Annotated in this window: 14 protein-coding genes; 6 read left to right on the top strand and 8 right to left on the bottom strand. The window is 62.4% G+C overall.

Annotated elements, in window-relative coordinates; genetic code table 11:
• The 4 genes from FJ979_RS10485 to FJ979_RS10470 all read right to left on the bottom strand — a co-directional run bounded on the left by FJ979_RS10485 (position 1) and on the right by FJ979_RS10470 (position 5,615).
• Positions 1 to 2,469, bottom strand: a complete 2,469-nt coding sequence (locus FJ979_RS10485; RefSeq protein ID WP_140555881.1) for a glycogen/starch/alpha-glucan phosphorylase — start codon at positions 2,467 to 2,469, stop codon at positions 1 to 3.
• Positions 2,470 to 2,601: 132 nt separating this feature from the next.
• Positions 2,602 to 3,384 carry an ATP-binding cassette domain-containing protein gene (locus tag FJ979_RS10480; RefSeq protein WP_140495053.1) on the bottom strand — a complete coding sequence of 261 codons (783 nt, stop codon included), beginning with the start codon at positions 3,382 to 3,384 and terminating at the stop codon, positions 2,602 to 2,604.
• Positions 3,381 to 4,442, bottom strand: coding sequence for an ABC transporter permease (locus tag FJ979_RS10475; protein WP_140494823.1), 1,062 nt, complete (start codon positions 4,440 to 4,442; stop codon positions 3,381 to 3,383). The genes FJ979_RS10480 and FJ979_RS10475 overlap by 4 nt, the downstream gene beginning before the upstream one ends.
• A gap of 156 nt (positions 4,443 to 4,598) precedes the next feature.
• Complete coding sequence (locus tag FJ979_RS10470) at positions 4,599 to 5,615, bottom strand: sugar ABC transporter substrate-binding protein (RefSeq protein WP_181167209.1); 1,017 nt, start codon at positions 5,613 to 5,615, stop codon at positions 4,599 to 4,601.
• A gap of 230 nt (positions 5,616 to 5,845) precedes the next feature.
• Here FJ979_RS10470 and FJ979_RS10465 point away from each other — a divergent pair, with 230 nt between their 5' ends.
• The 4 genes from FJ979_RS10465 to FJ979_RS10450 all read left to right on the top strand — a co-directional run bounded on the left by FJ979_RS10465 (position 5,846) and on the right by FJ979_RS10450 (position 10,076).
• Positions 5,846 to 7,072: an ROK family protein gene (locus FJ979_RS10465; RefSeq protein WP_140520761.1), complete on the top strand. Its 1,227-nt coding sequence runs from the start codon at positions 5,846 to 5,848 to the stop codon at positions 7,070 to 7,072.
• Positions 7,073 to 7,519, top strand: a complete 447-nt coding sequence (locus FJ979_RS10460) for an RbsD/FucU domain-containing protein (RefSeq protein ID WP_140514913.1) — start codon at positions 7,073 to 7,075, stop codon at positions 7,517 to 7,519.
• Complete coding sequence (locus tag FJ979_RS10455) at positions 7,516 to 8,439, top strand: carbohydrate kinase (protein WP_140580815.1); 924 nt, start codon at positions 7,516 to 7,518, stop codon at positions 8,437 to 8,439. Before FJ979_RS10460 ends, FJ979_RS10455 begins: the two co-directional genes overlap by 4 nt.
• Before the next feature lie 494 nt (positions 8,440 to 8,933).
• Positions 8,934 to 10,076, top strand: coding sequence for a DegT/DnrJ/EryC1/StrS aminotransferase family protein (locus tag FJ979_RS10450; protein ID WP_140580813.1), 1,143 nt, complete (start codon positions 8,934 to 8,936; stop codon positions 10,074 to 10,076).
• A gap of 10 nt (positions 10,077 to 10,086) precedes the next feature.
• Here the strand turns inward: FJ979_RS10450 and cysQ are convergent, their stop codons facing one another.
• Genes cysQ through cysD form a run of 3 tightly spaced genes read right to left on the bottom strand, consistent with a single transcriptional unit; the run spans position 10,087 to position 13,734 of the window.
• Entirely contained in the window at positions 10,087 to 10,878 is a 792-nt protein-coding gene (cysQ, locus tag FJ979_RS10445; RefSeq protein ID WP_181165144.1) for a 3'(2'),5'-bisphosphate nucleotidase CysQ, read from the bottom strand.
• Positions 10,879 to 10,888: 10 nt separating this feature from the next.
• A complete protein-coding gene (cysN, locus tag FJ979_RS10440) occupies positions 10,889 to 12,826 on the bottom strand; it encodes a sulfate adenylyltransferase subunit CysN (protein ID WP_181167193.1) in 1,938 nt (645 codons plus the stop codon).
• Between the two features lie 2 nt (positions 12,827 to 12,828).
• Positions 12,829 to 13,734, bottom strand: coding sequence for a sulfate adenylyltransferase subunit CysD (gene cysD / locus FJ979_RS10435; protein WP_140494839.1), 906 nt, complete (start codon positions 13,732 to 13,734; stop codon positions 12,829 to 12,831).
• Positions 13,735 to 14,217: 483 nt separating this feature from the next.
• Between cysD and FJ979_RS10430 the strand changes: the two genes are divergently transcribed.
• Both FJ979_RS10430 and FJ979_RS10425 read left to right on the top strand, forming a co-directional pair.
• Positions 14,218 to 15,495, top strand: coding sequence for an O-antigen ligase (locus FJ979_RS10430; protein ID WP_140580965.1), 1,278 nt, complete (start codon positions 14,218 to 14,220; stop codon positions 15,493 to 15,495).
• A 17-nt stretch (positions 15,496 to 15,512) separates the two neighbouring features.
• Positions 15,513 to 16,460 carry an NAD-dependent epimerase/dehydratase family protein gene (locus FJ979_RS10425; protein WP_140580811.1) on the top strand — a complete coding sequence of 316 codons (948 nt, stop codon included), beginning with the start codon at positions 15,513 to 15,515 and terminating at the stop codon, positions 16,458 to 16,460.
• Here FJ979_RS10425 and FJ979_RS10420 read toward each other — a convergent pair.
• A complete protein-coding gene (locus tag FJ979_RS10420) occupies positions 16,448 to 16,987 on the bottom strand; it encodes a sugar transferase (protein ID WP_140494844.1) in 540 nt (179 codons plus the stop codon). The two genes, FJ979_RS10425 and FJ979_RS10420, sit on opposite strands and share 13 nt — an antisense overlap.
• Positions 16,988 to 17,034 lie beyond the last annotated feature (47 nt).

Genomic DNA, 17,034 nt, shown 5'->3' with positions numbered 1-17,034 from the left:
TCAGGCAGGTACGTTCCAGATGTCTTTCGCGTATTGGCGGATCGTGCGATCGGAAGAGAACCAGCCGACGCGCGCGACGTTGCGGATTGCCCTGGCGTACCAGTCCGGACTGTTGCGCCAGACGGCATCGACGTCTCGCTGGCAAGCGGCATAGGCGTCGAAATCCGCCGCGACCATGAACCAGTCGCTGTCGTAGAGACCATTGATGAGATCGCGGTAGCGGTTGGGATCATCGGGCGAAAAGACGCCCGATGAAACGGCCGCGAGCGCCTGCGACAGTTCGGGCGATGCCTCGATGACGCCACGCGGATCGTAGCCATTGTTGCGGCGCTCGGCGACCTCCGCCGTGGTTAGGCCGAAGATGAAGATGTTGTCGTCGCCGACGCACTCCTTGATTTCGACATTGGCGCCGTCGAGCGTGCCAATGGTCAGCGCGCCGTTCAGCGCGAACTTCATGTTGCCGGTGCCCGAAGCCTCCATGCCGGCGGTCGAGATCTGCTCGGAAAGGTCGGCGGCCGGCATCATGATCTCGGCGAGGCTGACATTGTAGTTCGGCACGAACACCACCTTGAGCAAGCCGCGAACGGCCGGATCGCGGTTGATGACCCTGGCAACGTCGTTGGCCAATTTGATGATCAGCTTGGCATTGTGGTAGCTGGGCGCCGCCTTGCCGCCGAAGAATTTCACGCGCGGCATCCAGTCGCGCTCCGGGTGCGAGCGGATCTGGTCGTAGAGCGCGACCGCCTCGAGGATGTTCAGGAGTTGGCGCTTGTATTCGTGGATGCGCTTGACCTGGATGTCGAACAGCGCCGAGGGATCAAGCCGGATGCCGAGCCGGTCGGCGACGAGATTGGCCAACTTCACCTTGTTCTGCCGCTTCACGCCGGCGAATTTTTCGCGGAAAGCGGTATCGTCGGCAAAGGCATCGAGCCCCTTGATGGCGTCGATGTCATCCAGGAAGCGGTCGCCGATCGCCTCGCGGGCGAGTGCGGTCAGACCTGGGTTGCACTGGATCAGCCAGCGCCGCGGCGTGATGCCGTTGGTCTTGTTGTTGATGCGGTCGGGATAAAGCGTGTGCAGGTCGGCGAACACCGTTTCCTTCATGAGCTCGGTGTGCAGCGCCGAGACCCCATTGATCGAATGCGAGCCGACGAAGGCGAGATTGCCCATGCGCACGCGACGGTCGCCATTCTCCTGGATCAGCGAGATGCGGCTGATCTGCTCGCCGGAGAACTGATTGGTGGCGCGCGCCTCGAGCAGCACCTGCGCGTTGATGGCGTAGACGATCTGCATATGGCGCGGCAAAAGCCGCTCGAACAGCGGCACCGGCCAGCTTTCCAGCGCCTCCGGCAACAGCGTGTGGTTGGTATAGCCGAAGGTGCGTTTGGTGGTGTCCCAGGCCCGGTCGAAATCCATGCCGTGGACGTCCATCAGGAGGCGCATCAGCTCCGGCACGGCGATCGCCGGATGGGTGTCGTTGAGGTGGATTGCCGCCTTGTCGGGCAGCGACTTCAGGTCGCCATATTGGCTGAGATGCCGCTGCACGATGTCCTGCAAAGAGGCGGTGGAGAAAAAATATTCCTGCCGCAGCCTGAGTTCCTGCCCTGCCATGTGGGAATCGGCGGGATAGAGTACGCGCGACAGCGCGTCGGCCTTGTTGCTTTCGGCGAGTGCGCCGATGTGGTCGCCAGCATTGAACTTGTCGAGCAGGATCGGATCGACCGGCATGCCCGACCAAAGCCGCAAGGTGTTGACGCGGTTCCCCCGCCAGCCGACGACAGGTGTGTCGTAGGCGACGGCCAGCACATGCTCGGTCGGCTTCCAGACATGGCGTTCCAGCCGGCCATCCCTGGTGGTGACCGATTCCACCGAGCCGCCGAACCCGACCTCGAACGACCGTTCGCGGCGTTCGAACTCCCAGGGGTTACCGTGATCGAGCCAAGTCTCGGGCAATTCTACCTGCCAGCCGTCATGTATCTCCTGGCGGAACATGCCGTTGGCGTAGCGGATACCGTAGCCATGCGCGGGAATATCGACGGTGGCCATGCTTTCCATGAAGCAGGCGGCGAGCCGGCCGAGGCCGCCATTGCCAAGTGCTGCATCCGGCTCGAGCGTGGCGATGAGGTCGAGTTCCACACCCAGCGACGACAACGCCTCGCGCATGTTCTCCATCAGGCCGAGATTGGAGAAGGCGTCACGCATCAGGCGGCCGATGAGGAACTCCAGCGAGAGGTAATAGACGCGCTTTTCCTGCTGGGCGTAGGCCTCTTTCGTCGCCTGCATCCAGCGATCGACGATGCGGTCGCGCACGACCTTGATCGAGGCGGTCAGCCAATCGTACTGGGTGGCGACGGTGGTGTCCTTGCCGACCCTGTATTTGAGGGCCATCAAGACTTCCCTTGCGAGCGTCTTGGGGTCGGGATTTTCAAGCAGTGGCGGGAGGGGGTCGGATGTCATCGTGCGCGTCATGCTGCCTCTCGTGCGTTTGCCACGATCATACCGGCTTTCATCATTCATCCCAGCCCATGCTACCGCATTGCAGCAAACGTTCAATCGATTTAAGTAAGCCGGAGGCGACTTACCCAGCGGCAATTTGGCAGTTCAGGCCGCCAGCGCCGCCTCCGGCGGCGTCTTTGCCCCGGTCATGAATGCGACGGCATCGGACATTGTATGTTGTTTGGGATCGATGACGCACAGCCGACGACCCAGCCGATGGATGTGGATGCGGTCTGCCACTTCGAAGACATGCGGCATGTTGTGCGAGATCAGCACGATCGGCAGGCCCCGCTTCTTCACGTCGAGGATGAGTTCCAGCACGCGGCGGCTTTCCTTGACGCCAAGTGCTGCCGTCGGCTCGTCCATGATAACCATCTTGGAGCCGAAAGCGGCGGCGCGCGCCACTGCCACGCCCTGGCGCTGGCCGCCGGACAGCGTCTCCACCGCCTGGCTGATGTTCTGGATGGTCATCAGGCCGAGTTCAGTCAGCTTGTCGCGGGCGCGCTTTTCCATCGCCGGACGGTCGAGCATGCGAAGCCATTGGCCGACAAAGCCGGGCTTGCGGATCTCGCGGCCGAGAAACATGTTGTCGGCGATCGACAGCGCCGGCGACAGCGCCAGGTTCTGGTAGACGGTCTCGATGCCGGCTTCGCGGGCCTCCATGGGCGATTTGAAGGCGACCGGTTTGCCCTCAAGCCGGATTTCGCCTTCATCGGGCACGACAGCGCCTGAAATCGCCTTGATGAGCGACGACTTGCCGGCGCCGTTGTCGCCGATAACAGCGAGGATTTCGCCGGGGTAGAGGTCGAAATCGGCATTGTCCAAGGCGGTGACGCGGCCGTAGCGCTTGACCAGTCCACGAGCGGTGAGGATAGGGTCCTGGGTCATGCCGAAACCTTTCTGATCCATTGATCAACCGCCACTGCGCCGATGATCAGCACGCCGGTGAGCAGCACTTTCCATTGCGGATCGGCGCCCAGCATGTTGAGGCCCATGGAGACGACACCGACGATCATCGCGCCGAACAGCGTGCCGAGGATCGAGCCGCGGCCGCCGAAAAGAGAAATACCGCCGATCACCGTGGCGGTAATCGCCTGCAGATTGTAGTCGGTCACGGCGGCCGACGGCGAGATCGACCCATTGCGACCGATGGAGACCCAGGCGGCGAAAGCGGCGATCAGCCCGGCCAGGGTATAGACCGTCATGAGCACCTTCTTGGTCTGGATACCCGACAGTTTCGCCGCCTCCTGGTCGTCGCCGACAGCGTAGACATGGCGGCCCCATGCCGTGTGATTGAGCACGTACCAGAGGAGCAGCACGAGCGCGACCATCGCAATCACGCCGGCCGTCAGCACAGCGGTGCCGACCTTGAAGCTGAGCGCGAACAGATGCAGCAGCGGCGCCTGAACGTCGACGTCGGTGTCGCGGATCGTCTCATTGGCCGAATAGATGAAGTTCGTCGCCATGACGATGTTCCAGGTGCCGAGCGTCACGATGAATGGCGGCAGTTTCATGTAGGCGACAAGCACCCCGTTGAGCAGCCCGCAGGCAGCACCCGCGGCAAGTCCGATCGCCACGGCAAGGACGCTCGGCAGGCCGTAGCTGACGGCGCAATTGCCCATGATCACAGCCGAAATCACCATGATGACGCCAATCGACAGGTCGATGCCGGCGGTGAGGATGACCAGGGTCTGGGCGGCACCCAGTATGCCGACGATGGCGATCTGCTGCAGGATCAGCGTCAGCGTGTAGGACGAGAAGAAACGCCCGCCAATGGTGAGGCCGAACACGATGATCGCCAGGACCAGAACGATCAGCGGCACCGCGGCCGGCGTCGAGTGCAGAAAATGCTGGATGCGTCTGACCGCCGATTTATGCTCGTCAAACGCGGCAACGCTCGTGTCGCTGCCAGAGAGAACCTTCTCGAATTCCTGAGCTTGAGACATGTTTCCTCCCCGTAGGGTATCAGCCACGCGGCGACACCCGTCCACGTCTTTCCGGTCTCCTGCCGGGATTGTTCGCGGTCACGCGACCATCGTCCACCCGAAGCGGCCGGGGATCAAGTCCGGCCGCTCCGTTTTTCGTTGCCAGTCAGACCGGCATCAGCCCCAGCACTTGGCGAGGCCTTCCTTGGTGTCGATGGACTTCACGCCATTGGCCGGCTTGTCGGTCACCAGATTGACGCCGGTGTCGAAGAAGTTCTTGCCTTCGGTCGGCTTCGGCTTGGTGCCGTCCTTGGCGAAGTTGGCGATGGCCTCGATGCCGAGCGCCGCCATCTGCAGCGGATATTGCTGCGATGTCGCGCCGATGACGCCTTCGGCCACCGACTTCACGCCGGGGCAGCCGCCATCAACGGAGACGATCAGCACCTGGCTTTCCAGGCCGACGGCCTTGAGCGCCTGATAGGCGCCGACCGCGGCCGGCTCGTTGATGGTGTGGATGACGTTGACGGTGTTGTCCTTCTGCAGAAGGTTCTCCATCGCCTTGCGGCCGCCCTCCTCATTGCCGTTGGTGACGTCATGGCCGACGATGCGCGCGTCATCCTCGTCGCCGATCTTGTTAGGATCCTTCACGTCGATGCCGTAGCCCATCATGAAGCCCTGGTCGCGCAGCACGTCCACGGTCGGCTGCGAGGGGGTCAGGTCGAGAAAGCCGATCTTGGCGTCCTTGGCCTTGTCGCCGAGCGTCGCGGCGGCCCAGGCGCCGATCAGCTTGCCGGCCTCCAAATTGTCGGTGGCAAAGGTCGCGTCGGCGGCGTCGATCGGATCGAGCGGCGTGTCGAGCGCGATCACCAGCAGGCCGGCGTCACGCGCCTTCTTCACGGTCGGCACGATGCCCTTGGTGTCGGACGCGGTAATGAGGATGCCCTTGGCGCCGTCGGCGATGCAGCTCTCGATCGCCGCGACCTGGCTTTCGCTGTCGCCGTCGATCTTGCCGGCATAAGTCTTGAGGTCGACACCAAGCTCCTTGGCCTTGGCGGTCGCACCCTCCTTCATCTTGACAAAGAAGGGATTGGTGTCGGTCTTGGTGATCAGGCAGGCGCCGACACCGGCCGCGGATGCGGACGAGGCGAATGCCATCAGGCCCAGAGCGGCCGCCGCAAAAACGGTGGACTTCAACAGTTTTGTATTGGTCACGATTTTCCTCCCAGTGGAACATTCCGGATGCCGGCCAACCGGCATCCGTACGGCATCCAAGCAACCTCTCCCGGTGGGGATGCCTGCCTCAAATGACACCAGACCAATCTCTCTGTCAATAATTAAATCACTCTTATTTATTATTGACAGCCTTGCGTCGTTCGCACATTCTGTTCCAAAAGCCTCGAGGGGAAATGACGGGAGGAACAGGGGTGGAGACGGCCACTGCCAGGCATGGTTCGCCCGAGGCGAATGAGAGCCTTATTCACCGCGGTACCAACCAGAGCGGCATGCGGGACCACAATGAGCGGCTGGTGCTGTCGCTGGTGCGCCAGCATGGCAGCCTGGCGAAGTCCGACATCGCCCGCATGACCGGACTGTCGGCGCAAACCGTCTCCGTGATCATGCGCGAGCTCGAGGAGGAAAGCCTGCTGCTGCGGCAGGCGCCGCTGCGCGGCAAGATCGGCCAGCCCTCCATCCCCATGGCGCTCAATCCCGAAGGCGCGTTCTTCATCGGCCTGAAGATCGGCCGCCGCAGCGCCGAACTCGTGCTGATCGATTTCCTCGGCAATGTACGTTCGATGCTGCAGCATTCCTACCGCTACCCTGCCCCGCGCGAGACGGTGGAATTCGTCACATCAGGCATGAAGAAGATGCGTGGCGAGCTTTCGCCCGCGCAGGACAAACGCATAGCGGGACTCGGCATCGCCATGCCGTTCGAGCTCTGGAACTGGGCCGATACCGCCGGCGCGCCGCGCGACGTCATGGACGAATGGCGCCATCGCGATATCCGCGCCGACATCCAGGCGCAATGCGATTTTCCGGTCTATCTGCAGAACGACGCCACTTCGGCCTGCGGCGCGGAACTGGTCTTCGGCCAGGCAGGCGCCCCGCGTGATTTCGTCTATTTCTATATCGGCGCCTTTGCCGGCGGCGGCATCGTCCTCAACGGGCGGCTCTTTGGCGGCCCGACCGGCAACGCCGGCGCGCTGGGCTCCATGCCGGTGCCCGGACCGGAGGGAAAGCCGACCCAATTGATCGACGTGGCTTCGATCGCCATGCTCGAAAAAGCGCTCAATGCACGTGGCGTCGAGGCTTCGCATCTGTGGACGTCGCCCGAGGACTGGGGCGAGATCGGCGCCGAGCTCGACGACTGGATTACAAACGCCTCGCGGGCGCTCGCCTATGCCATCGTCGCGGCATCGTCCGTCATCGACTTCGAGGCGGCGGTGATCGACGGCTGGATGCCGACGCAGGTGCGCCGCAGGCTGGTCGACGCCGTCATCGCAACCATCGACACGGTCGATGCCGAGGGATTGAAACTGCCAAACGTCCGCGAAGGCACCGTCGGTATTCACGCGCGCGCTCTCGGGGGCGCCAGCCTGCCACTATCCGAGCGCTTCCTGATCGGTTCGACCACGATTTCCAGGAGCATCTGAATGCTGATCGGAATTCCGGCGCTGCTCGGTCCGGAGCTTCTGGCGATCCTGCGTGCGATGGGGCATGGCGACGAAATCGCCCTGGTCGATGGAAACTACCCGGCCGAAGAGCAGGCAAAGCGGCTGGTGCGGGCCGACGGCCACCATCTCATTCCGGTGCTGGACGCCATATTGAGCGTGCTGCCCGTCGATGACGTCGTGCCGGAGGCGCTGTTTCGCGCCTCGGCCAAGGGCGACCCCTCGCTCGCCGATCCCGTGCATCATGAAATCGAAGTGCTGTGTGCAAAACGCGCGCCCGGGCGCAAGGTGGTTGCGCTGGCCGGTGCCGACTTCTATGCACGCGTCAGGGCCGCGCACGCCATCGTCGCGACCAGCGAACCCAGGCTCTACGCCAACATCATCATCCGCAAGGGCGTGATCCATCCGCCGGAGACGACAAGACAATGATCCTTTGCTGCGGCGAGGCCCTGATCGATATGCTGCCGCGCACGACGACGGAGGGAGAACGGGCCTTCGCACCCTATGTCGGCGGCGCGGTGTTCAACACCGCCATTGCGCTCGGCCGGCTGGGCGCTCCTGCCAGCTTCTTCTCGGGCCTGTCGTCGGACCTGTTCGGCGGCCAGCTCCGCGAAGCGCTCGGGGCGAGCAAGGTCAGTTCCACCTATGCGCACACTTCGCCCCGGCCGACGACGCTCGCCTTCGTGCGGCTGAACGATGGCCAGGCAACCTACACTTTCTACGACGAGAACACCGCCGGGCGCATGCTGACCGGCGAGGATCTGCCGCAACTTGGTCCGGAGATCGAGGCCATGCTGTTCGGCGCCATCAGCCTTATTTCGGACCCGGCGGGGGCCGCCTACGAGGAATTGATGAAGCGCGAGCATGGTCGTCGCGTCATGATGCTCGACCCCAACATCCGGCCGAACTTCATCCCGGACAAGGCAAAGCATCTGAAGCGTATCCGCGAGATGATGGCGATGGCCGATATCGTGAAACTCTCGGATGAAGATCTTCACTGGTTCGACGAAGCCGGCTCGCACGAGGATGTCGTGCGCAACTGGCTCGACCGCGGACCCAAGCTGATCGTCGTGACCCATGGCGCCGAAGGCGCCGTCGGTTACACCAGGGATCACATGGTCAGCGTGACGCCGCAAAAAGTCGAGGTGGTCGATACGGTCGGCGCCGGTGATACGTTCAATGCCGGCATCCTCGCCTCCCTGCACGAACAAGGCCTGCTGACGAAGGCGGCAATCTCCGGGCTGTCGCAGGACGCTATCCGCAAGGCGCTGGTGCTTGGTGCCAAGGCAGCGGCGGTAACCGTGGCGCGGGCCGGCGCCAATCCGCCCTGGCGGCATGAGATCGCCTGAGTGGCGGGCCAGAGGAACGAATCCGAATTAACAGGTTCCTTGGAACCTTCGCCGGCGCGCTGTTGATGAGGTAGTAAAGAAAACCCGCCTGTGCGGCGGGTCCTTGGCGCAACTCAGCACCATGGGCAAATATGTAGCATAGTTGCCTTCACCCCGTCAAGAAAAAATTCCTATCTTCGGATAGTTGCCGCACTGCGGACTGGCCGTTCTCAGGCCTTGGCTGACCCAAGTTCGGGCCGTGGTAAGGCCCAACATGGATTGAGCCGGCCGATCACTTTATGTTTAGCAGGGTCGACTCTGGGGTTATAAGGCCGTAATTGCGCCGCACGAATCCCGGATTTCCGGCGTCCGGCTGACCGACACCGAAAAATGCGGTAACAGACTGCCACGACCGGGCAATTTGTCGCTCCGCGCGCCCGGCTTTCTCGGCAGGCGCAATTCTGGTACCAGCGGGTCGAGGCCAGACCGCCCGGTTAAAATCGTTTGAGGACGACATGCAGTTCATCGATCTTGGCGCACAGCGCGAACGAATCCGCGACCGGCTGAAGGCCGCGATCGACCATGTCGTCGAGGACGGCCGCTATATCCTCGGTCCCCAGGTAGCCGAATTCGAGAAAAAGCTCGCCGCCTATGTCGGCGTCAAGCACGTCGTGGCCTGCGCCAACGGCACCGACGCACTGCTTTTGCCGCTGTTCGCCGCCGGGATCGGCCCGGGCGATGCCGTGTTCGTTCCGAGCTTCACCTTTGCCGCCACGGCGGAAGTGGTGGCGCTGGCCAAGGCCGAGCCGGTTTTCGTCGACGTCGATCCCAAGACCTACAACATCGACATCGCCAGCCTCGAGGCGGCGATCACGATGATCAAGAAAGAAGGCCGGCTGAAGCCCAGGGCGATCATTCCGGTCGACCTCTTCGGCCTTGCCGCCGACTACGATGCCATCATGGCGATCGCCCACCGAGAAGGCCTGATGGTGATCGAGGATGCCGCCCAATCAATGGGCGGTTCGGCGGACGGCAAGATGTGCGGGTCGTTAGGCACGGTCGGCTCGACCAGTTTCTATCCGGCGAAGCCGCTCGGCTGCTACGGCGACGGCGGAGCGATGTTCACCAACGACGACGCCTTGGCCGACAAGCTGCGCTCCTTCGCCTTCCACGGCAAGGGCGAGACGCAATATGACAACATCCGGGTCGGCATCAATTCACGGCTCGACACGCTGCAGGCCGCGATCCTGATCGAAAAGCTCGCCATTCTCGAGGACGAGATGGTTGCCCGGCAAATGGTGGCGAACCGTTATGCCGAAGGGCTTGCTGATGTCGTCACGGCAGCCCGCAACCTGGACGGCAGCCGCTCGGCCTGGGCGCAATACGCCATCGAGACGCCCAAGCGCGACGGGCTGAAGGCGCATCTCGGCGAAAAAGGCATTCCGTCGGTCATCTACTATGTGAAGCCGCTGCACGAGCAGATCGCCTATCGCGACTATCCGAGAACGCCGACCGGCCTTGCCGTATCCGAGCAATTGCCCAAGCGCATCCTGTGCCTGCCGATGCATCCCTATCTCAGCGAAGCCGATCAGGACCGGATCATCGAGACGATCCGCAACTATATCGGATCGAACTCGGCGCAGGCCGCGGCCGAGTAACCAGCCGACTTCAGGCGGAGCTTGCCCCTGCCCTGCCGCTGGCGATGAAATGCGGATTGGCAAAATCCGCATCGCCGCCCTGGTCTCGCTTGCCATACATCAAGGGCTGTCCATCCAACGTGCGCGTGATGCCGCCCGCGGCGCGCAGCACGGCATCGCCGGCTGCGGTATCCCACTCCATGGTACGACCGAAGCGCGGATAAATGTCCGCCTCGCCATTGGCGACCAGACAGAATTTCAGCGACGAGCCGACAGAGACGATCTCGGCGATGCCTAGGTCACGAATATAGGCTTCGGTTTCGGGCGTGTTGTGGGAGCGGCTCGCAACCACCGCCAGCGGCGTCGCAGCCGCCCTCACCGAAATCGGCCGGCGAGAGACGATGCGGAAGTCGCCATCTATTTCGAGGAATTCCGCCTTGCCCGGCAGCCCGGAAAAGAACCGGCCCGTGCAGGGCGCGAAAACGACGCCGACTTCCGGCACGCCGTGGCGGACAAGCGCGATGTTGACGGTGAAATCGGTGCGGCGATTGACGAATTCCTTGGTGCCGTCCAGCGGATCGATCAGGAAGAAAGCCCCGTCCAGGTCCGGCGGCACGATGCCGGCGGATGCTTCCTCCTCGGCCACGCAGGGAATGTCGGGAAAGGCCGCACGCAATCCGGCCAGAATGATCTTCTCGCTCTCGCGGTCCGCCTCGGTCACCGGCGAGGAATCTGATTTCTGGTCGACCGCGCAGCCGGCGTGGAACACACGCATGACCTCGCGGCCGGCCGCCAAAGCGAGCCCCTCGAAAATTTCGAGCATCGACCTGTCGTCAGATGCCGCCGCCATTGTCGTATTGGTCTTCGGCAATGTCACGCTCGTTCAGCCAGTGTTCCAGGGCATCTACCATCTCCTCGGCCGATTTGCCGAGCGTCTTCAGATGGATTTCCGGTTTTTCCGGCGCTTCGTAAGGCGAGTCGACACCGGTGAAATTCTTGATCTCGCCATTGAGCGCGCGGGCGTAGAGGCCTTTCGGGTCACGCCTGGCGCATTCCTCGAACGGCGTGTCGACGAACACTTCGACGAACTCGCCTTCGGCCATCAATTCGCGGGCCATGCGCCGCTCGGCGCTGAAAGGCGAAATGAAGGAAACGATGACGATCAGCCCTGCATCGGCCATGAGGCGGGCCACTTCGGCGACGCGGCGGATGTTTTCGACGCGGTCGGCGTCGGTAAAGCCGAGATCCCGGTTGAGGCCGTGGCGGACATTGTCGCCGTCGAGAATGTAGGTATGGCGCCCGGAGGCAAACAGCTTCTTCTCGAACAGGTTGGCGATGGTCGATTTGCCCGAGCCCGACAGCCCGGTGAACCAGAACACGGCGGGCCGCTGGTTCTTGATGTCGGCACGTACCCGCTTGCCGACATCGAGCGATTGCCAATGGATGTTCTCGGCACGGCGCAGCGAATGCAGGATCATGCCGGCGCCGACCGTGGCGTTGCTGATGCGGTCGATCAGGATGAACGCGCCGGTTGTACGGTTCTCGGCGAAGGTGTCGAAAGCGATCGGCGTGCGCGTCGAGATGTTGCAGATGCCCACTTCGTTCATCTCGAGCGACTTGGCAGCTTCACGGGCAAAGTCATTGACATTGACCCGATATTTCAAATCGGTGACGGTAGCGCTGGTCTGGTCGGTCTCGGTGCGCAGGATATAGGAGCGGCCCGGCAACAGCGCATGTTCGTCGAACCAGACGATGTTGGCGGCGAACTGGTCGGCGACCTGCGGGCGTGCCGCAGGCGCCACCAGCATGTTGCCCCGGGAAATCTCGACCTCGTCATCGAGGACAAGCGTGATGGCCTGGCCGGCAACCGCCTGGGCGAGGTCGCCACCCTGCGCGACGATGCGTCTGACGCGGGAGGATTTGCCCGATTTGGCGACGACGACCTCGTCGCCTTGCGAGATCGCGCCCGAGGCGATCGTTCCGGCGAAGCCGCGAAAATCGAGATTGGGGCGGTTGACGTACTGCACCGGAAAACGGAACGGCAGCTCGGCCGCGGCCTCGTCGACCGAAACGGTTTCGAGATGTTCGATCAGCGTCGGGCCGGAATACCATTCCATCCTGTCGGAGCGGCCGGTGACGTTGTCGCCGTAGCGCGCCGACATCGGGATCGGCACGATGGTCTCAAAGCCGAGATCGCGCGAAAATTGCAGATAGTCCTGCGTGATCCGGTCGAAGACCGCCTGGTCGAAATCGACGAGATCGATCTTGTTGACGGCCAGCACGATATGGCGGATGCCGAGCAGCGAGGCGATGATCGAGTGGCGCCTGGTCTGGCGCAGCACGCCTTGCCGCGCATCGATCAGCACGATTGCCAGGTCGGCGGTGGACGCGCCGGTCGCCATGTTACGCGTGTACTGCTCGTGGCCGGGCGTGTCGGCGACAATGAATTTGCGCTTTGGCGTGGCGAAGAAGCGATAGGCGACGTCGATGGTGATGCCTTGTTCGCGCTCGGCTTCGAGACCGTCGACAAGCAGTGCGAAATCGATGTCGTCGCCGGTCGTGCCGTGCTTGCGCGAATCGCGTTCGAGCGCGGCGAGCTGGTCCTCGAAAATCTGCTTGGTGTCCGAGAGCAGGCGGCCGATCAGCGTCGACTTGCCATCGTCGACGGAGCCGCAGGTGAGGAAGCGCAGCAGCGATTTCTTCTCCTGCGCCGCCAGATAATCGCGGACGCCGTCGGTAGGTGCGAGGCTCTTTGCCATGATGTGGCGCATGGTCAGAAATACCCCTCGCGCTTCTTCTTTTCCATCGAGCCGGCTTCGTCCCGGTCGATCAGGCGGCCCTGCCGTTCGGAGGTGCGCGCGGTCAGCATCTCGCCGACGATAGCTTCCAGCGTGTCTGCTTCCGATTCGATAGCGCCGGTCAGCGGGTAGCAGCCGAGCGTGCGGAAGCGCACCAGCCGATTCTCGATCGCCTCACCGGGGCGCAATTTCATGCGATCGTCGTCCTTGAGGATGAGCATGCCATCGCGTTCCACGACCGGCCGCTGCTTGGCGAAATAGAGCGGCACGATCGGGATGTTCTCCTGCAGGATGTACTGCCAGATGTCGAGCTCGGTCCAGTTGGACAGCGGAAAGACGCGGATCGATTCACCCGTGGCGATGCGGGTGTTGAAGATCTTCCACATTTCGGGGCGCTGATTCTTCGGATCCCAGACGTGCTGGGCGTTGCGGAAGGAAAAGATGCGCTCCTTGGCGCGCGATTTTTCCTCGTCGCGGCGGGCGCCGCCAAAGGCGGCATCGAAACCGTATTTGTCGAGCGCCTGGCGCAGCGCCACGGTCTTCATCACATGGGTGTGCGTGTTCGAGCCATGATCGAAGGGATTGATGTTGTCGCGCACGCCATCCTGGTTGACGTGAACCAGGAGATCGAAACCGAGTTTTTGCGCCATCTGATCGCGAAAGGCGATCATCTCGCGAAATTTCCAGGTTGTGTCGACATGAAGGAACGGAAAGGGCGGCTTGGCGGGATAGAACGCCTTCATCGCCAGGTGCATCAGCACGGACGAATCCTTGCCTACGGAATAGAGCATGACCGGCTTGGCGAAGGCGGCCGCGACTTCACGGAATATGTGGATTGACTCGGCCTCAAGCCGCTGCAGGTGCGTAAGCGCTGTTGTCATGGCCTGTCTAGCGTTCTCTCGTGCCTTCCGACAGAAGACCTGGCATCAAATCATCGGGCTTCCCGCCCGGTTCAAGCTTGCTTCTGGACAATGTTATTCTTGCGGGCGTTCTAGCAGATCGCCGCTGCCCAGAACAATGCAAGACGCGCCTGGCAAGGAGTGGTTCGGGAATGAATTTTCCATCCATGCGTCAAAATGCGGAAATTCCTGCTTGTCACGCCGGCGGCTGAGAAAATGCGGGGGAAAAAATTGCTTGATGAAAAGCACGCAGTCTTCGCCGCGCCCAAATCCGATCGTCTGCCAGCGACTACCGATTTTCGGTGGCAATCGGCCTTGATGCACTTTCAGAAAAAGACCCAAGCCGCTATACCGGCCCCTGAAAGCGGGCAGATGCACGATGCGACACGGGCAATTTCGGCAGGGCTATGTTTGCCGCCGTCAGACAATCCGCCGTGTGAAGCGTCCGAGAATGGTGAGCCGCCCTTGAGCCAGCTTTCATCGATAAGACGGCAGTTCTCGCCCGCGCGGATCAATATCTATTTTTCCATCGCTTGCTTCTTTTTTCCACCGGTCCTGGGGTCTGTGGTGAGCTTCGTGTTCAACGGCGGCGGCCTGTGGTCGGTTCTTTTGATCGCCTCGAAAAAGAGGCGCTTCAACATCGACCGGGCGATGATGGCGCTCACGATCGCGATCTATGCCTATTGCGCGGCAAATCTCCTGGCTTCGCTCGCCAATAACGCAATTGTCAGGGATGCGCCGCATCTGATCCCGCTCGTCACCTTCCTGTTTTTCCCCCTCTCCTATTCAACCTGGAGCATTACGCAGAAAACAACCCTTGTCCGGATCATAATCCTCAGCAGCATGGCCGCCTGTTTCGTCGCGCTGCTGTTGGCGATCATCCAGCAATATTGGATCGGGATGAGGGCGGAGGGCGGAGCGGGAAATGCGATAGTGTTCGCCACGGTCGTCTGCCTTGCAGTGATGGCCTGCGTGGCCGGTGCCCTGTCGGGCATCGAAAGGCACAAGAGTGCGCTGATCTGCGCAGCGCTCGGCGGAACGATCGCCATCATCTATTCCGGCACGCGCATCATCTGGCTGGCGCTGCTGATTTCCGGCATTGCCGTGCTGTTGATCAACCAGCATTGGCTGAAAGGGAAGAATGCCGTCCGTCTGCTGCTTCTGCTGGCGGCGATCGGCGTCGCGGTCGCCGCTATCGGCTTCCATACAATATCCGACAGATTTGATTTTCTGCGCTCTGATTGGGACGCGCTTGGGGCGCACGGCAATTCCGACACCTCGCTTGGAATACGTGTTGCCCTCTGGGACATCGGCCTGAAGGCATTCCGCGAGATGCCCTTGTTCGGACACGGAGTGGGCGCGAACCAGCTCTTGATCCGGCAGGGCTTCCAGGACCTGTTCGCGAAAACGGCAGGTTTCAATCATTTTCACAATGGTTTCCTGACGGCATTGGTACAGGCGGGCATCCTGGGCGCCGTGACTTTGGCGGCGATCTTTGTCGTCGCCGGCAGAAACGCCGCCCTGGTCCTGCGCAACAGCGCCGACCCGATCGAGCGCTTTGGCGCCACCATGGTCGTCGTCATGGTGATCACCTACCTGACGGCTGGGATGACAGGCATCCTGGTCGGCCAAGATATCCTGGATTCGGTGTTCATGGTCTTCCTGGTATCCGGGACTTATCTTGCGTCGGGTCGCCAGGCCCCGCTGCCGGAAGAGATGCCACATCCGCCAGTCACGCAATAGCGGCTCCGGGCAAGGCAATGAAGGTCTTGGTCACAGGCGCATCGGGCTTCATCGGACGTCTCGTCGTGCAAAGGCTTCGCGAGGCAGGCGTGGAGGTTCGCCTCGCCTCACGCTATCCCGAAAGGCTCGCTTCGGGCAGCGACACCGTCGCCTTGCCGCGGTTCGATGCGCCGGCCGAGGCCTTCCTTGTCATCACCCGTGACGTCACGGACGTCGTTCACTGCGCCGGCTTGAACAATGATCACGGCGGGGCCACCGAAGCCGACTACCGAGCCGCCAACGCGGAACTGAGCGCGCGGCTGGCGCATGCGGCCGCCATGCAGGCAGGCGGACGTTTCATCCAACTGTCATCGGTCCGGGCCGTGATCGGCGCCCGCGTCAGCGCAACGATCGACGAGCATACGGTCCCCGATCCGCAATGCGCCTACGGGCGCTCGAAACGCGAGGGCGAGATCAGGGTCCTGGACGCCTATGCATCGCACGGCCGCGCCGACGCCGCCGTGCTGCGCCTGCCGGCGGCCTACGCAAGCGGCATGAAGGGCAATCTGGCAATGCTGATGCGCCTGGCCGATACGGGCCTGCCGCTGCCGACAGGTATTCTGACAGGAACCCGCTCGCTGGTGTCGGCCGACGCAGCCGCGCAAGCCGTGCGGCATTTGTTGGCTCATCCGGGGCCGCTCAGCCCTGCCTATATAGCCAGCGACGTGCCTCCGGTGTCGGTGGCAGCCGTCGTAAGCGCCTTCCGTAAGGGACTTGGGCGGCCGGTGCGCCTGGCTGCCGTACCGGCCAGCCTGATGCGGATGGCCGCGGTGGCGCTAGGCAAGCGGGCGTTTTGGGAAAGCATGACGGCGACACAGATATGCGACCCTTCCCTGCTCGTCTCGCAGGGCTGGCTGCCGGAAACAGCGACGCTTGATCGTCTAAGCGAAATCGCGGCGCGCAGCAGGCAAGCTCAACCTGGATAAATCGTCGCAAGCAGGATGCGAAGATCAAGGCCGATCGAGGCGACCTTGAGATAGTCGGCATCGGTTTCGGCCAATAGGGCCGGGTCCGACATGTCGATGCCCTTGACCTGAGCCAGGCCGGTGATGCCGGGAAGCGCCGATGAAACGCCCAGCCGTCGGCGGCACTCGATCAGCTCGGTTTGCGTCGGCAGACAGGGACGCGGTCCGACCAAGCTCATCTCGCCCTTCAGAACATTCCAGAACTGCGGCAGCTCATCGAGCTTGAACTTCCGCAGGGTTTTTCCGGCCGGCGTCACGGCATTCGCCGGCGCCTCGTGCGAAGGCAAGGATGGCGTGCCGACATACATCGTGCGCAATTTGTGACAGCGAAAGAGCACGCCATCGCGGCCAACCCGCGTTTGAGAAAAGATGGCCGGACCGGGCGACGATATACGAACAGCCAGGACAGCGAGCGCCAGGACGGGTGACGTGACCAGGAGCAGCAGCGCCGCGCCGGCAAGATCGAAGATTTGCTTGGCTGTCTTCATGAACCGCCGATAGTGCTCGTTGCCAAAACCAAAGACGAAATACGAAT

Source organism: Mesorhizobium sp. B1-1-6, from assembly GCF_006443035.1.
In the GTDB taxonomy this organism is placed as follows: Bacteria; Pseudomonadota; Alphaproteobacteria; order Rhizobiales; family Rhizobiaceae; genus Mesorhizobium.
This window is presented reverse-complemented; position numbering and strand designations above follow the sequence as displayed.

What these genes read in the sequence shown, in the direction of transcription:
- FJ979_RS10485 (WP_140555881.1), bottom strand. Translation starts at nt 2,469, where the DNA reads ATGACGCGCACGATGACATCCGACCCCCTCCCGCCACTGCTTGAAAAT.
- FJ979_RS10480 (WP_140495053.1), bottom strand. Translation starts at nt 3,384, where the DNA reads ATGACCCAGGACCCTATCCTCACCGCTCGTGGACTGGTCAAGCGCTAC.
- FJ979_RS10475 (WP_140494823.1), bottom strand. Translation starts at nt 4,442, where the DNA reads ATGTCTCAAGCTCAGGAATTCGAGAAGGTTCTCTCTGGCAGCGACACG.
- FJ979_RS10460 (WP_140514913.1), top strand. Translation starts at nt 7,073, where the DNA reads ATGCTGATCGGAATTCCGGCGCTGCTCGGTCCGGAGCTTCTGGCGATC.
- FJ979_RS10455 (WP_140580815.1), top strand. Translation starts at nt 7,516, where the DNA reads ATGATCCTTTGCTGCGGCGAGGCCCTGATCGATATGCTGCCGCGCACG.
- FJ979_RS10450 (WP_140580813.1), top strand. Translation starts at nt 8,934, where the DNA reads ATGCAGTTCATCGATCTTGGCGCACAGCGCGAACGAATCCGCGACCGG.
- cysQ (WP_181165144.1), bottom strand. Translation starts at nt 10,878, where the DNA reads ATGCTCGAAATTTTCGAGGGGCTCGCTTTGGCGGCCGGCCGCGAGGTC.
- cysN (WP_181167193.1), bottom strand. Translation starts at nt 12,826, where the DNA reads ATGCGCCACATCATGGCAAAGAGCCTCGCACCTACCGACGGCGTCCGC.
- cysD (WP_140494839.1), bottom strand. Translation starts at nt 13,734, where the DNA reads ATGACAACAGCGCTTACGCACCTGCAGCGGCTTGAGGCCGAGTCAATC.
- FJ979_RS10425 (WP_140580811.1), top strand. Translation starts at nt 15,513, where the DNA reads ATGAAGGTCTTGGTCACAGGCGCATCGGGCTTCATCGGACGTCTCGTC.
- FJ979_RS10420 (WP_140494844.1), bottom strand. Translation starts at nt 16,987, where the DNA reads ATGAAGACAGCCAAGCAAATCTTCGATCTTGCCGGCGCGGCGCTGCTG.